Raw genomic sequence first — 14,153 nt, 5'->3', positions numbered from 1 at the left:
GCAATTAGCGACCTGGCGCAGGCAGATGGGCAGCACCAGGCCCTGCTCGGCCATTTGCTTTTAGTGGCGGCCAAGGTGGCCCAGCAGGAGGGCTTGGCGAGTTGGCGCACCGTGATTAACACCGGTGCGGAGGCTGGCCAAACCGTATTTCACCTGCATCTGCATGTGATTGGTGGTCGTCCGCTGGCCTGGCCCCCGGGCTGAGCGCGGACCCGCAACAATGAACTGATCCGACCTGCCCCATGAACCCCCTCAAGGCTCTTCGCGGTCAACTGGCGAAGTTGCAACGCCTGGCCCAGCCCTATTTCCTGCCGGTAGACGACACCAAGAGCTGGCAGTTTTTACTGCTGGTAGTGGCACTACTCGCGGTGGTGGTAGGCAGCACCTTGTTGCTGCTCACTGGGGTTTTAGCCCTGACCGGGGCCCTGATCCCCGAATTGCGCAGCCGTTTCCTGCCCGGCGTGCCCGAGCAGGTGGCAGCAATTTGGCAAAGCCCGATCGGGCCGGTGGTGATGGTGCTGCTGGCTGGAGGATTGGGCTGTTTTGTGGCTTTCCGCGCCAAGTTGCGACACGGGCGCTGGTTGCCCTGGTTGTTGATGGCGGTGATCACCCTGCTGATCCTGGTTATCAATGGCATCAATGTGGGGATTAGCTATGTGGCTCGCAATATTGAGAATGCTTTGGTCGGCTATAAGGCTGAAGAGTTTTGGAAGATTGTTGCCATTTATGCTTTTTGCTTGGTTATCGCCCTGCCAATTAGGGCTATTCAGAGTTATTTAATTCCCAAGCTTGGCCTGCTGTGGCGGGAGTGGCTAAGCGGCCGCCTGTTGGGCCGATATCTCTCAAATCGGGCTTATTACGTACTCAACCCAAACGATGAGTCGATCGAGGAGATTGATAACCCTGATCAACGTATTTCCCAGGATGCGGCCAGTTTTACCGGCACCAGCCTCAGCGTCACGGTTGAGATAATATCTGCCCTGCTCACCTTTGTAAGTTTCATAATAGTATTGTGGACCATCAGCGACAAGTTAGCCCTGGTGCTACTTGTTTACTCTGTTGGTGGCACTGGCCTAATCGTATTTGCCAGCAGGAAGCTGGTGAGCTTGAACTATCAACAGCTCAAGCTGGAGGCTGACTTCCGCTATGGGCTAGTTCATATTCGCGACAATGCTGAATCTATTGCTTTCTATCGGGGCGAGCAGCAGGAGGGCCGTGAGGCAGGCAGAAGGCTGGAAGGTGCGATTAGAAATTATGATCGATTGATCATCTGGGAGGCGCTTATCAGTGTTATTCAGCGCTCCTATGATTATTTTTCTCGCTTCCTGCCATGGCTGGTAATAGCTCCTATCTACTTCGCTAAAGATGTTGATTTTGGAGTCTTTGGCCAGGCAAGTATTGCTTTCAGCCAGGTGCTCTTTTCGGTGAGCTACATCGTTAATAATATTGACCGTCTTGCGGCCTTCTCTGCTTCGATCAGTCGGCTTGAGGGTTTTCAGAGCAAGGTTGATTCAATTGGCATTGAAGCTGCAGCGCTTGACGCCCAGTTGGCCGCCACAAGCACCGGCAGCAATGGAAATTCCATCCTGGTTAGCCACGTTGATTTGGTGCCGCCCCGCACTAATCGAACCTTGATCAGTGACCTCAGTGTTGAGGTGGATAGTAATCAGCGTTTGCTGGTTGTGGGCCCATCCGGCTGCGGTAAAACCTCTTTCTTGCGCATGGTCAGTGGTCTTTGGCCCCCAGCTGCTGGTCGGGTGGAGCGGCCCAGCGAGGGAGATCTGCTGTTCATTCCCCAGAAGCCCTACATGCTGCTTGGCAGCCTGCGCGAGCAGCTTTGCTATCCGTTGCAGCCAGATCGCTTTAGTGACGAGCAGCTGCGCCATGTTTTGGAGCAGGTGCGGCTGCCCGAGTTGGTTGGGCGCTATCCAGATCTAGACATTATTCAGGATTGGCCTCGCCTGCTTTCCCTTGGCGAGCAGCAGCGTTTGGCCTTTGCCCGCCTGCTGCTGAATTCACCCCGTTTTGTGGTACTCGATGAGGCCACCAGCGCCTTGGATGTGTCAACCGAGCGTCACCTTTATTCCCTGCTGGCTGAGCGGGAGATGGCTTTTGTGAGCGTCGGCCATAGGCCCACCCTCACCGCCTTCCACGACACCGTGCTGGAGCTCGATGGAAGCGGCAATTGGCGGCTGCTACCTGCGGCCGGCTATGACGTTGGCACCAATGCCTGATCCGATGACTGACGAATCACCCCAGCAAACCACTTCTGCCGCCAGCACAACTCCTGCCACCAGTGCCACCACAGGCGATGTGCCGGCCTTTGGCTGGAGTGGCTACGCCGAGCGGGTGAATGGCCGTTTTGCGATGGTGGGTTTTGTGGCAGTGGTGGTGATCGAGCTGATCAGTGGCGACACCTTTCTGCATTGGGCTGGTCTGGTGCCCTAGGGCAGGCTGATCAGATCTATTTGCCAGGTGCCATTTCTGCTGACCTCCACGGCCAGTTCGCGCCCATCGGCCCTTAGGGAGACGCCCCTGGGTACTCCGGGCGGTTGCATTCCAATCGGCTCCAGGCTCATCAGGGAGCGGCGGTAGAGCACCAGCTCGGTGCGGCCCTCCAGTTGGCGCACTATTGCAAGCCGTTCGCCGCTGCTGTCGACACTGACGCTGAGAGGCTGGGCATCGCCCCGGTTGAGGCCAATCACAGGAACGGGAGTTTGGCGGCCCATATCCACAAGCACCACCTGCTCCCTGCCTCCCCGGCCATTGATCAGGGCTAGCCAGCGGCCCGAGAGGCTCGGATCCCGATTGCTGCCGGCCATTTCCAATTGGCTGTTCAGGGCTGCCATGGGGGTGGGCATGGACCCCATGCAGCCGCCCAGGGCCCCAGCCAGTAGGGCCAGGCCCCAGCCCAAGCCCAACGCTTGCACGGGTTTTGCCCTTGCAACTGGAGCACTCATGGTGGGGCTCCAGCGCCAGCCTGGCCCCCTGAATTGGTTTCAACTGCCAGGCCGCCCGGGAGATCAGCCTCCAGTAGGCCGGCCAGGTCTAGTACCTGCACGCGCATTTGGCCGGCTTGCATCACCCCCAGGGCCAGGCGACGGCCGTCGGCAGCCAGGCTGATCCTCAGGGGTTGGCTACCAGCTGGCACAGGAATTTGCACCATGTTGCCCGTTGCTCGATCTTCAATCAGGGCAACCCGCTCTTGGCCCTGTTGCACCACGGCGGCGATGTAGCGGCCATTCCAGCTCAAGGATGGGGAGCTTTGTGGTTCATGCCCGCGTAGGTGCCTTAGGGGAATTAATCGCCCGCCGGGTTGTTCCTGCAGCAGCACCCTTTGTTTGCCCCCCTGCTCAACAACGGAAGCCAGGAAGCGCCCATTGCCACTGAGGGACGGCTCTCGGCGGTTTTCTGCGCCCAACATCCCCGATGGCCCCGCACTGCGCCGGCTGAACCAGCCACTGCCATCGCAGCTCGAGAGCCCAATAGCCGTAACCACTGCCGTGGCAGTTACCAGGGCTAGGGCCAGAGAGCGGCCGATTGGCCTGTCCGGGCGTGATAGCCCAGTCTTCAGACGTAGGTAATCAGCTTTCAGTCGTCAAAACGGGAGCTGTTGTCCCTCTGCTTGCTTTCTGGAGCAGTGCCAGGGCTAGTTCCTGAACTGGGGGCTGCATTGGGGGCCGTAGGGGCTGGGTTTGTGGTGCCCATTGGGGTGCCTGCGGGCGGACCGCCCTGGGGTGCCCTGGAGGAGCGAATTGGGCTGAAATCTGCATCGCTGATGTCAGCGGCCGCAGGTGAGCTGGGGCGTCCGCCCCGAACCGGGGTGCCCTGGGGCATGGCTCCGGGGCGGCTTGAGCCACTGCTGCTAGGCCCGGTGCTTCCTGGGCCTACTGCGCTGGGGCTGGGCCGACTGCCCCGGCGGGTTTCCATTCCCTCCTGGCGATCTCGCCTGCGGGCACCAAAATCAGGTGTGGCCTGGCCGTTGCTGGCACCGGCCCGGTAGCGGCTGCGGTCGCTGGGGGGCTCGCTGCTGCTCCAATCTTCTGGTTCGGAGGGGCGGCGGCTGGCGGCCCGCTCGGGGATTGCGGCCCTGCTGGGGCGGCTGGGCCGATAGAAGTCTTCATCGCCCCCTTCTTCGTCTTCCCTGGAGGGGATTCTGCGGCGCAGGGGTTGGGGTTCGTCGAAGCGCTCGTATTCGCTCTCTCCCCAGCTGCGGCCACCCATGCGGGGGCGGTTAGGCCCAGCGGGGATCGGCTCTTCGTCATCGAAATAGGAGGAGCGGCGCGCCTGTTCGGTGGTCACACCGCGCAGCCTCACGCTCTCGTAGGCAAAGAAGACGGTCGTGCCAGCCAGCAGAAATTGGCCGAACTGCAGGATCGGATCGAGCCGCCAGCCCTGGAAAAACAAAATGCCCCCGCAGAGCAAACCAACGGCGGCAAAGAAGACGTCGTAATCGCGGGCAAGCGCAGGCTTAAAGCTGCGCATGAAATAGAGCAGGGCCCCGCCCACCGCAAGCACAATGCCCACGATGCTGGCCCAATTGAGGCTGGCATTAACCACGGTGAGTCACCCGTTGTGGCGCCCCAGGTAGGAGCCCTCTTTATCAGCACACTCTAGGGATCCAACCAAGACTGCCAAGCTCAGAGTTTGCGATCGAGGCGATCGTTTTGGCTGATCAACACAAGGGCAATGGTGATGGGCACCACCACGATCACCGCGCCCCACACGAGGCTGCTGAGAAAGTTGGCAAGGGATGGGGTCATGGGCAGCCGGCTTTGGGCAACAAGCGTCGCGGAATCCTAGGCATCGATGGCGACTTCCTACGCTGAAGGCTCAGCTGCTTAGAGCTTTGTGACGGCCTTGGCTGGATTTCACCTGCCCAACTCCACCCTGGCCTGGATCCATGGGGGCCTGGTATTGCTGCTTTCGGCCTGGAGCCTGTTGTTTTTATTTCGGATCGTGTTCACCTGGTACCCCCAGGTGGACCTCAGCAAGGGGCTGATGCGTTTGATCGGTGGGCCGACCGAACCCCTGTTACGCCTGACCCGGCGCCTAATTCAGCCGATTGGTGGGGTCGATGTGACTCCGGTGGTCTGGTTGGGTCTGATCAGTTTGGTTAGGGAATTGGCCGTGGGCCAGCAGGGTCTGCTTACCCAGCTGATGCTGCGGAGTTCCCTGGTTGGCTAGTTACTTTTTGGGGGGCGGGAGCATTTCCTGCTCCACGAATTTGGTGTGAAGGTCGCCGTTTTGAAATTCCGGGCGATCTAGCAACTTCAAGTGGAATTCAATTGTGGTGGGAATGCCGGTTATGGCGCATTCCGAAAGGGCCCGGCGCATGCGCTTCAGGGCGTGCTGGCGGTCGGTGCCCCAAACGATGATCTTGCCGATCAAGGAGTCGTAGAAGGGGGGGATTTCATAGCCCGTATAGACGTGGCTATCCACCCGCACACCCGGGCCCCCAGGCGGTAACCAGCCGGTGATCTTGCCAGGGGCGGGCCGGAAGTTTTGGCGGGAATCTTCGGCGTTGATCCGGCACTCAATGGCGTGGCCCCGGAGCTTTATCTCCTCCTGCTTCACTGAAATTGGCTCACCGCCGGCAATTCGCAGCTGCTCGGCGATTAGGTCGATCCCCGTAACCATCTCCGTGACTGGATGTTCCACCTGTATGCGGGTGTTCATCTCCATGAAATAGAAGTTGCCGCCCCGATCCACCAGGAACTCAACCGTGCCGGCGCCTTCGTAGCCAATGGTGCGGGCTGCGGCCACGGCGGCATCGCCCATTTGGCGGCGAAGATCGGCGTTAATCGCCACGCTCGGGGCCTCTTCCAGCAGTTTCTGGTGGCGCCGCTGGATCGAGCAGTCGCGTTCGCCAAGGTGAATCACGTTGCCGTGGCGATCGGCCAACACCTGCACTTCCACGTGCCTTGGCCGGTCGATGAATTTCTCCATGTAGAGACCTGGGTTGCCAAAGGCAGCCTCGGCCTCTCCCTGGGCAGCCTTAAACAGGTTGTCGAGCTCGTCGGCGGAAGGCACCAGGCGCATGCCCCGGCCACCACCGCCAGCGGTGGCCTTGATCATCACCGGGTAGCCCATGGTTTCGGCTAGGGCGGCGGCGTCTCGAGGTGTTTCCAGCAGTCCCTTGCTGCCTGGGATGGTGGGCACCCCCACCTTTTGCATCGTGGCCTTGGCGGTCGACTTATCCCCCATCGAGCGAATCGCCTCGGGGGAAGGCCCCACAAAGGTGATGCCGTGGTCGGCGCAGATTTCGGCAAAACGATCGTTTTCAGCCAGAAAGCCGTAGCCGGGGTGAATGGCGTCGGCGCCCCGGGAGGTGGCTGCGGCCAGGATATTGGGAATATTGAGGTAGCTCTTGCTACTGGGGGCTTCGCCCACGCAGACCGATTCGTCTGCCAATTGGACGTGAAGGGCGTTCTTGTCCACCGTGCTGTAGACGGCCACGGTGGGGATGCCCAACTCCCGGCAGGTACGCAGGATTCTGAGGGCAATTTCGCCACGGTTGGCGATCAGCAACTTGCCGATGGACATCCGCGGCGTCTCAGCTGATGTGGGCCAGTTCGGACTGTATCAGTGCTCACACGGCGGCCCGGGTAAGCCAGGTGGCCGGCGCAAGTCGATGGGTATATTGCTCACTCGGAAAGCCCATGGGCTCTCCGTATCACAAGCGGATGTGGTGGAATTGGTAGACACGCACGTTTGAGGGGCGTGTGGCTTCGGCCTTACGAGTTCAAGTCTCGTCATCCGCATTTTTTATTTCCCCGCCCTGAGGCCTTGGGTAAAGGCGAGCCTCTCCCAACCCCTGCAGTACAGCCCCAGGCTGGGGAGTCGGCCATTGTGCTGGTTAGCAATGGGCCCGGTGAGCTCAGCACCTGGGTGCGGCCTATTGCCCAGCGGCTCCATCGACTGATGGCCCTGCGGCCCCAGCAACCAGGGGCGGCCGTGGGCATGTCTTTGGTGCTGGTGCCCTGCCCCAACGGCACCGGCCGGGAGCATCAAGCGGCTGCAGGTTGGCAGCTGTTTGAGCGCATCATTCCGGCCCGGCAGTTTTGGTCCTTGTTGCTCCGGCCAGGCCGCTATGGCCCCTGGCCCGCCCAGGGGGTGGTGGTGTTTTTAGGGGGTGATCAGTTCTGGACCGTGCTGCTCTCGGCCCGGCTGGGTTACCGCCACATCACCTATGCCGAATGGGTGGCCCGCTGGCCCCAATGGAACGACAGGATCGCGGCGATGGGGGCTCGAGCCGCTGGCCAGTTGGCCCCTCGTTGGCGTTCCCGCTGCAGGGTGGTGGGCGATTTGATGGCCGATCTTCCCGAGGCGGTCCGCAACGATGCCCCCCTGCCGCCGGGGGAATGGGTTGCCCTCTTCCCCGGCTCCAAGCGGGCCAAATTGCGGGTGGGCATGCCCTTTTTGCTCGAAACGGCCGATCGATTGGCCTCCCTGCGGCCCGGTTGTCGCTTTTTGCTGCCCTTGGCTCCCACCACCAATGTGGGGGAACTTATCCAATACGCCGGCCAGACGAATCCAATTGCCAGGCAGTACGCCTCTGGGCCGCCCCGACTAGAGGGGGATCAATTGCTCACACCCGCTGGCACCCGCATTCAGCTGTTGCTTGAAAATCCCTGCCATGGACCCCTTAGCCAGTGCTCCTTGGCCCTAACCACCGTGGGGGCCAACACGGCGGAGTTGGCGGCCCTTGGTCTGCCGATGTTGGTGCTGCTGCCCACCCAGTATTTGCATGTGATGCAGGCCTGGGATGGCCTGGCGGGGCTGCTGGGGAGGCTGCCGTTGTTGCGTGGGCTTTTTGGCGTGCTGCTCACGGCCTGGAGGCTGCGGCACCGCGGCTTTTTGAGTTCGCCAAATATTGCGGCCGCTCGGCTGGTGGTGCCTGAGCGGGTCGGGCCGATTACCCCGGAGGAGATCGCCGCCGAAGCAGCCGATTGGCTCGCCAGCCCAGGAAGGCTGGCGGGCATGCGCGATGACCTGCGCAGCCTGAGGGGCAATCCCGGGGCCGTGTCCAGCCTGGCGGAGATGGTGCAAGCGCTCTTGCCCACTCCCGAATGAGGCATTACTTCCTAGGGTTGCTGCCACCTACAAGCCAGTTGACTTCCGCCATGGGCGATTCCCCCAACGATTCTTCAGCCTGCGGCATTGAAAGCGGCCTACCCCGGGGCCAGGCTGAGGAGGCCTGGCGCGAGCGGCTGACAGCGGAGCAATTTCGGGTGGCCCGCCAGGGCGGCACGGAGCGGGCCTTTAGCGGTGCCTACTGGAATAACAAAGACACCGGCGTGTACCACTGCATTTGCTGCGATACGCCCCTGTTCAGCTCGGCTACCAAATTCGATTCGGGCACCGGTTGGCCCAGCTTTTGGGATGGGGTGAATTCCGGCGCGATCACCACCCTCACCGATGCCAGCCATGGCATGGTGCGTACGGAAATTCGTTGCACCACCTGCGACGCCCACTTGGGCCATGTGTTCAACGACGGACCTGCCCCAACCGGTCAGCGCTACTGCGTCAACTCAGCCTCCTTGGAGTTCAAAAAAGACCCGGCCTAGGCCTCTCACCAGCCAAATCCTGGCCAGCCCAATTCTGGTTACCAGGGATCGGCCAGGTCTTCGGCTTCCACATCCAGGGGCTCACGCCTGGGGTTGCGGGGATAGCGCTCCTGGGGCTCCTCGTCGAGATAGCGGCGTTGGCGGAGGGGTTCCCGTTGCTGGCGCTCTTCGAGCTCCACGTAGTCGAGTTCCTCTTCCCGTTCAAAGGCCCGATTGGTGGCCGGCTGGATGCGGCGTTGCTCCTGGACGCTTGGTTGGCCAGCAGCCAATTGGTTCTCCACCGGCACCATGCCAGTGCGGTAGCGGTCTCGTTCTTCCTGCTCCCAGCTGGGTCCGCCGATGCCCAGTTTTTCCAGCAGGCCAGTGCCGAGCTGCTTCAGTTTTTCCTCCGCGCCCTCATAAACGATGATTCGATCGGGGCCACTGCTGACGATCTCCTCAACCGTGAGCTCCCAGGTGCTGAGGACCCCCTCGCCGAGCAGGGGTACTCCCACGGCGCCAAGCACCAGGGTGGCCAGTTCGCCGGTTTCGATGTCGAAGCTGAAGCCGAGCACCCGCCCGAGCTGCTCTCCGGCTTCCGAGACCACCTGGCTATTGATCACCTTGCTGTAGCGATCGGGGTTGAAGCCCTCGGCCAGCGAATCCGCCGAATCCACCAGAATCACGTCGCCCACCTGGCGAATGCGCTCAAGGGGCATCCAGCGGGGTAGGCCTGGCAAAAAGCGGGTGAGTGGGTTGTCCCGCAGGCCTAGGGCCACCACTTCACGGCGGTCGATATCCACCACCACTTCGCCAACTACGCCCAGGCGCCGGCCGGTGTCGCGGGTGATTACCTGGGTGCCCATTAGTTCCGAGCGCAGCCATAGCCGGTCGCTGGGGGCCGCGTTGGCGCTGGGATCAGCAGAGGGGGGGAAGGAAGAGTTCAAAGAAAGGCTCGTGCCGACGGCCCAATCGATTCATTGTGGCCTAACCCACCAGTTCAGGCAGCAGGCGGTAATCCCACCACCTGGGTGTGGGCGCCGCGGGCCTGGGTGACCCCGATCGTGCGGGTGGCCGCGGCAATCATTGGCCGGCGGTGGCTGACCACCATGAATTGGGCCTGGTGGGCTTGGCTGGCGATCAGGGCGGCAAGTCTCTCCACGTTGACGCCATCGAGGAAGCTGTCGACCTCATCGAGGGCATAAAAGGGTGAGGGGCGGAAGCGCTGCAGGGAAAACAGAAAGCTCAAGGCCGTGAGCGATTTCTCGCCGCCACTCATGGCGTTTAGGCGGCGTACGGCTTTGCCCTTCGGATGGGCCACCAGGGTGAGGCCGCCCTCCAATGGCGCCTCTGGGTTTTCCAGCTGCAGGTGGCCTTCCCCATCGGACAGGCCTTCAAAGATTTCGCGGAAATGGCCATCAACCGCGGTAAAGGCCTCCATGAAAGCCTCCTGGCGCAGGGTCGCCACGGTTTCGATGCGCAGCAGCAACTCCTCGCGCTCCTTGCTCAGGACCTCCATCCGTTCATCGAGATCGGCCAGTCGGATTTCCAGTTGCTCCAGTTCTTCAAGGGCCAGCATGTTGACGGGCTCCAGGGCTTCCATCCGGGCCTGGAGGCTGCGCAGTTCGTTTTGCAGGCTTTCGAGGCCGTTTTCACGCACCTCCTCGGGGATCTCGGGCAGGGGATCGGGCAGCTCCCGCTCCAATTGCTCGAGACGCAGCTGGTCTCCCCGCTTTTGCTCGGCCAGGGCCTCCAGTTCCTCGCCCAGGCGTTGCAGCTCCCACTGCTGTTGCTGGAGGGCCTGGCGGCGGGTGCCCAGCTGGGCTTCGGCGGCATCGCGGGCGCGGCGACTTTCGCCAAAACGGGTTTGCAATTCACTTTGCTGGCTCTCCAGGGCGCCCCGGCGCGCCTGGTCGCTTTGGTGTTGTTGCTTCCATTGGCCCCGCTCCTGCACTAAGGCATTAACCGCTCCCACCAGCCTTTGCTCATCGGCCCCCAGGGCCTCGAGCTGGTTGCTGAGGCGTTCAGCCGCGAGGGCCCGCTCCCGGCGGGCAGCCAGCAGGTCGTCGCGCTGGCGGCGGGCTGCTGCCAGGGCGGTATCGGCCGCCTCCAGCTCCGCCTGCAGACCCTGCCAGCGGGCTGAATCGCCGGAGGCCTGGGCCCCCGCTTCCGCCTGCACCAGGGCTGCCAGGCGCTCCTGCAAAGGCTGCAGGGCTGCCTCCAGTTCCTGCTGGCGCTGTAGATCGGCCTTGAGGTTTTCCTGGAGCAGGGAGAGTCGGCTGTTGCGTTGCTCTAGCCGTTGCAGCTGGGGGGCGAGGTTCCGTTGGGCGGCGCTGCGCTCGGCCTCCAGGGCTGCCTGGCGCTGCTGCTGCTGGAGTAGCTGGGGCCTCACGTTTTCCAGTTCTCGGCCCAGTTCCGACTCCCTGCGCCGGCAGGCCAGCAGGCTTTCACCCAGCTCCAGCAAGCGCCGTCGCAGGGGCTCGGCCTCATCACTCTCCTGGCTGCTGCCAAAGCTGAGTTGGCCGCCCCGTTGCTGGAGGCTGCCGCCGGTCATGGCGCCACTCTTTTCCAGCAATTCACCATCGAGGGTCACGGCCCGGCAGCGGCCCAGCTCCCGGCGGGCATTGGCCAGGTTGTCGAAGACCAGGGTGTCGCCAAAGACGTAGCGGAACACCTCGGCATACACCGGTTCATGGCGCACCAGATCGACGGCCCTGCCCACCAGGCCACCTCCCGCGCCACCTCCCGGGCCGGAGCTGCGCTGGAGGGCCGCGCTGCCGCCGTTTGGATTGCCATTGGCACCACTGCCGCGGATTTTGTTGAGCGGCAGGAAGGTGAGACGCCCCGCCCGGCGATTTTTGAGCAGCTCAATGGCCTTGGCAGCGATCCGGTCGTCATCGACCACCACCTGGCCCAGTCGTCCGCCGGCAGCCACCTCCAGGGCAAGGCGGCTGGCCTCATCCACTTCGCCAAGTTGGGCCACTGGGCCATGGATGCCCTCGAGGCCAGCTTCCAAAAGCACCCGTAGGGCACCTGTGCCGCGGCTTTCCGAGAGGGTTTCGCGCCGGCTGTCGAGCCTGGCAATGTCGCGCTCGAGGTTGGTCTGTTCCTGCTCCAGCCGGGCCCGGGTGCGCTGTTGCAGGGCCAGGGCTTCTGCCAGCTCCTGCACCTTGCGCTGCTGCATTTGCAGGCTGTTCAGCAACTGCTGCCATTCGCCATCGGCTGCGTGTAGTTGCTGTTGCGCCTCGCTGTTGGAGGTCTGGGCTTCCTGGGCCTCGGCCCCCAATTCGCCAATGCGCTCTTGGTTTTGGCGAAGCCTTTCGCTCAGTTGCTGGCGCTCTGCCTCCAGCGGACCCACCTGCTCGCTTAGCTCTTGGCGGAGCTGGCTGCGTTGCTTCTGCTCCTCCAGCCAGCTACCGGAACGGCCCGCCACCTCACCCAGGCGGCGGCGGGAGAGCTCCACGGCGGCCTCGGCGGAGCGACAGGCGGCCTCGGCGTCCTCGAGTTGGCGTTGATCGGAGCTGGATTGGAGCTGCTGTTGTTGTTGGAGCAGATCACCCCTATTGCGCTCCAGGTCGTGGCGTTGGCGTTGCAGGGCCTCGGCATCGAGCTGGTGTTTTTCAGCCTGGCGCGCCAATTCCCGGCCGCTGGCCTCCAGGCCGGCCAGCTCGGCTTGGACCGCAAGCAGTTGGTCTTCTCCCAGGGCCTTGACCTCGTTTTGCAGCTGCTCGAGCTGGGCTGCACCTGTTTGGATTTCCGCTTCTGCCTTGGCGATCGCCTCGCGGTCGCTGAGCTGTTGCTGAGCCAGGGCTTTCTGGCGGCTGGAGAGCTCCTGAAGATGCTGCTGGGCGGTTTCAAAGCCCAACACTTGCTCCTGCAGGCGGCCGCTTTGGAAGCGTTGGCGCAGGTCCTGGTAGGTGCGGGCCTTGGCGCAATCTCGCTCGAGTTTTTGGCGGTTAACCAGCAGCTCCTGCTGGACGATGCTGCAACGCTCTTGCCGTTCCAGCACCTCATCGAGCTTGCCGCGGCTCTGTTCGATGCGGCTGTCGAATAGGGCCACCCCGGCCAATTCATCGATGATGCCCCGTCGATCCTTGGCGCTCATCGAGACGATGCGGGTGACATCCCCCTGCATCACCACGTTGCTGCCCTCGGGATCGACCCGCAGGCGCCGCAATTGGGTCTGTAGCTGCTGGAGATTGCAGGCCACCCCGTCGGCGTTGAAGCTGCTGCTGTAGGTGCCGCCAGGGGCCACCCGCAGCCGCCGGCTCACGCTCCAGGTTTTTTGGCCCGGTTTGATCCAGGGACCCTCCTCGGGTACGTCGAGGCCGCTCTCTGCCTCATCGGGTTGCCAGTCGCCGAGGTCGAAGTGCACCGTGACGGCGGTTTCGGCGGCCTTGCCGGCCCGCAACACGGCGCTATTGACCAGGTCAGGCAGGCGATCGGCGCGCATGCCGCGGCTCGTAGCGAGGCCCAGGCAGAACAGAACCGCGTCGAGAATATTGCTTTTTCCTGATCCATTGGGGCCAGTTACCACCGTGAAGCCTTCTTCGAGCGGGATCGACATCGATCCGCCAAAAGACTTGAAGTGGGTTAGCTCGACCCGATTGATGTGAACCAACAGGCCCGTGCGCCGAGCAGCAGAAATGTAGCGGAGGCTTTCGAAAGCTCAACCCCTTTCTTAGCCTGATGCCATAAGAGGCAGTTGTCGCCGCCATGACCCCCGACATCCCCATGACCGATGCACCGCCGCGCAGCGCCGTTGATGGCTTCAGGGAGCGCTTTGAAAGCCTGCTTCCCACCATCCAGCGCGAATGGCCCGAGGTGGCCCGCCACACCCTCGAGGCAACCCGGGGCAGTTTTGATGAGGTAGTGGAGGTGATCGCCAGCCAAACCGGCCGCACCGCTGAGGTGGTCAAGGACCAGCTCCACGAGCTGTTGGAGGTGGCCGGTGCCCAAACCAGCCGCCTGGCCCAAAGCCTGGAACCCCTGGAATCCCAGCTTGAGAGCCTGCTCGATGAGCTCAATGCCACCCTGCGGCCCCGCATTGAACGGCCCGTGCGGGCCAAGCCCCTGATGGCGATTGGCATTGCCGCCGGGGTTGGGGTGTTATTGGGTCTGCTGTTGGCCTCTGGTCGCCGTTCGTCATGAGTGATGGGATCGAAAGCCCACCGGCCAGCGCCTCTGCCAGCGCCCCTCCTAGCTCCCAAGCCCCACGCCGCCCTGGTGCGGCCAAGGTGGCGGCTGGACGCATGGGCGCCCTGGTCACCTCGGTGATGGACCTGCATGTGCGCATTGCCCTGCAGGAGGTTGATCGGGAAAAGCGGAGGCTGATCAGCGGAGCCCTGTTGATTAGCGGTGGTTTGACCCTGCTGCTGCTCTCCCTGATCGCGGCGGAAGTGGCCTTGCTGATCTGGTTCCACGGCTCCTTGGCCTGGAGTTGGATCCAGGCGGCCCTGGTGCTTTCCGCCATAAACCTGGTTGTGGCTGGCTTTTTCCTGCGGATTGGCGGCTGGCTTACCCGGGGCCCCTATCTGCCTGAAACCACTGCGGGCATCAGCAAAACCACCAAGGCTCTGCTGGGTCGCTGAGTTGGAATGCCGC

15 protein-coding genes and 1 tRNA gene are annotated in these 14,153 nt (G+C 62.6%); 9 read left to right on the top strand and 7 right to left on the bottom strand.

The genetic code is table 11. The features are described from left to right. The 3 genes from KBY58_RS10805 to KBY58_RS10795 all read left to right on the top strand — a co-directional run. A partial coding sequence (locus KBY58_RS10805) for an HIT domain-containing protein (RefSeq protein ID WP_255004332.1) occupies positions 1 to 204 on the top strand: 204 nt, incomplete at its 5' end. A gap of 38 nt (positions 205 to 242) precedes the next feature. Beyond that, on the top strand, positions 243 to 2,234 hold the full coding sequence (locus tag KBY58_RS10800; RefSeq protein WP_255004331.1) for an ABC transporter ATP-binding protein/permease: 1,992 nt from the start codon (positions 243 to 245) through the stop codon (positions 2,232 to 2,234). Positions 2,235 to 2,238: 4 nt separating this feature from the next. Next, complete coding sequence (locus tag KBY58_RS10795; RefSeq protein WP_255004330.1) at positions 2,239 to 2,448, top strand: chlorophyll a/b-binding protein; 210 nt, start codon at positions 2,239 to 2,241, stop codon at positions 2,446 to 2,448. Here KBY58_RS10795 and KBY58_RS10790 read toward each other — a convergent pair. The 4 genes from KBY58_RS10790 to psbX form a co-directional block, all read right to left on the bottom strand. Continuing rightward, the gene (locus tag KBY58_RS10790) at positions 2,445 to 2,960 is read right to left on the bottom strand and encodes a TolB family protein (protein WP_255004329.1); all 516 of its coding nucleotides are present in this window, start codon (positions 2,958 to 2,960) and stop codon (positions 2,445 to 2,447) included. The genes KBY58_RS10795 and KBY58_RS10790 overlap by 4 nt on opposite strands. Beyond that, positions 2,957 to 3,499, bottom strand: a complete 543-nt coding sequence (locus KBY58_RS10785) for an LpqB family beta-propeller domain-containing protein (protein ID WP_255004327.1) — start codon at positions 3,497 to 3,499, stop codon at positions 2,957 to 2,959. The genes KBY58_RS10790 and KBY58_RS10785 overlap by 4 nt, the downstream gene beginning before the upstream one ends. Before the next feature lie 92 nt (positions 3,500 to 3,591). Next, on the bottom strand, positions 3,592 to 4,560 hold the full coding sequence (locus tag KBY58_RS10780) for a Ycf66 family protein (protein ID WP_255004326.1): 969 nt from the start codon (positions 4,558 to 4,560) through the stop codon (positions 3,592 to 3,594). An 80-nt stretch (positions 4,561 to 4,640) separates the two neighbouring features. Next, complete coding sequence (gene psbX, locus KBY58_RS10775; protein ID WP_254934909.1) at positions 4,641 to 4,763, bottom strand: photosystem II reaction center X protein; 123 nt, start codon at positions 4,761 to 4,763, stop codon at positions 4,641 to 4,643. Positions 4,764 to 4,860: 97 nt separating this feature from the next. On the opposite strand from psbX, the gene KBY58_RS10770 reads away from it, so the two are divergent. Then, positions 4,861 to 5,187: a YggT family protein gene (locus KBY58_RS10770; RefSeq protein ID WP_254934908.1), complete on the top strand. Its 327-nt coding sequence runs from the start codon at positions 4,861 to 4,863 to the stop codon at positions 5,185 to 5,187. Here KBY58_RS10770 and accC read toward each other — a convergent pair whose 3' ends face one another. Continuing rightward, entirely contained in the window at positions 5,188 to 6,546 is a 1,359-nt protein-coding gene (gene accC / locus KBY58_RS10765) for an acetyl-CoA carboxylase biotin carboxylase subunit (protein WP_254934907.1), read from the bottom strand. Positions 6,547 to 6,682: 136 nt separating this feature from the next. Here accC and KBY58_RS10760 point away from each other — a divergent pair. The 3 genes from KBY58_RS10760 to msrB all read left to right on the top strand — a co-directional run bounded on the left by KBY58_RS10760 (position 6,683) and on the right by msrB (position 8,570). Beyond that, positions 6,683 to 6,764, top strand: a tRNA-Leu gene (locus KBY58_RS10760). A 25-nt stretch (positions 6,765 to 6,789) separates the two neighbouring features. Continuing rightward, positions 6,790 to 8,076, top strand: coding sequence for a glycosyl transferase (locus KBY58_RS10755; protein WP_255004325.1), 1,287 nt, complete (start codon positions 6,790 to 6,792; stop codon positions 8,074 to 8,076). Between the two features lie 50 nt (positions 8,077 to 8,126). Continuing rightward, positions 8,127 to 8,570, top strand: a complete 444-nt coding sequence (msrB, locus tag KBY58_RS10750; RefSeq protein ID WP_254934905.1) for a peptide-methionine (R)-S-oxide reductase MsrB — start codon at positions 8,127 to 8,129, stop codon at positions 8,568 to 8,570. Positions 8,571 to 8,608: 38 nt separating this feature from the next. Here msrB and KBY58_RS10745 read toward each other — a convergent pair whose 3' ends face one another. Further along, positions 8,609 to 9,496 (bottom strand): PRC-barrel domain-containing protein, encoded by an 888-nt coding sequence (locus tag KBY58_RS10745; RefSeq protein WP_254934904.1) that lies wholly within the window; start codon positions 9,494 to 9,496, stop codon positions 8,609 to 8,611. A gap of 53 nt (positions 9,497 to 9,549) precedes the next feature. Further along, a complete protein-coding gene (gene smc / locus KBY58_RS10740) occupies positions 9,550 to 13,170 on the bottom strand; it encodes a chromosome segregation protein SMC (RefSeq protein ID WP_255004324.1) in 3,621 nt (1,206 codons plus the stop codon). A 95-nt stretch (positions 13,171 to 13,265) separates the two neighbouring features. Here smc and KBY58_RS10735 point away from each other — a divergent pair, with 95 nt between their 5' ends. Together KBY58_RS10735 and KBY58_RS10730 are read left to right on the top strand one after the other, a co-directional pair. Then, positions 13,266 to 13,700: a glycine zipper domain-containing protein gene (locus tag KBY58_RS10735; RefSeq protein ID WP_255004323.1), complete on the top strand. Its 435-nt coding sequence runs from the start codon at positions 13,266 to 13,268 to the stop codon at positions 13,698 to 13,700. Next, on the top strand, positions 13,697 to 14,140 hold the full coding sequence (locus tag KBY58_RS10730) for a phage holin family protein (protein ID WP_409995750.1): 444 nt from the start codon (positions 13,697 to 13,699) through the stop codon (positions 14,138 to 14,140). Before KBY58_RS10735 ends, KBY58_RS10730 begins: the two co-directional genes overlap by 4 nt. Positions 14,141 to 14,153 lie beyond the last annotated feature (13 nt).

The sequence above is a fragment of the Cyanobium sp. HWJ4-Hawea genome, assembly GCF_024345815.1.
Taxonomy (GTDB): domain Bacteria; phylum Cyanobacteriota; class Cyanobacteriia; order PCC-6307; family Cyanobiaceae; genus Cyanobium_A.
This window is presented reverse-complemented; position numbering and strand designations above follow the sequence as displayed.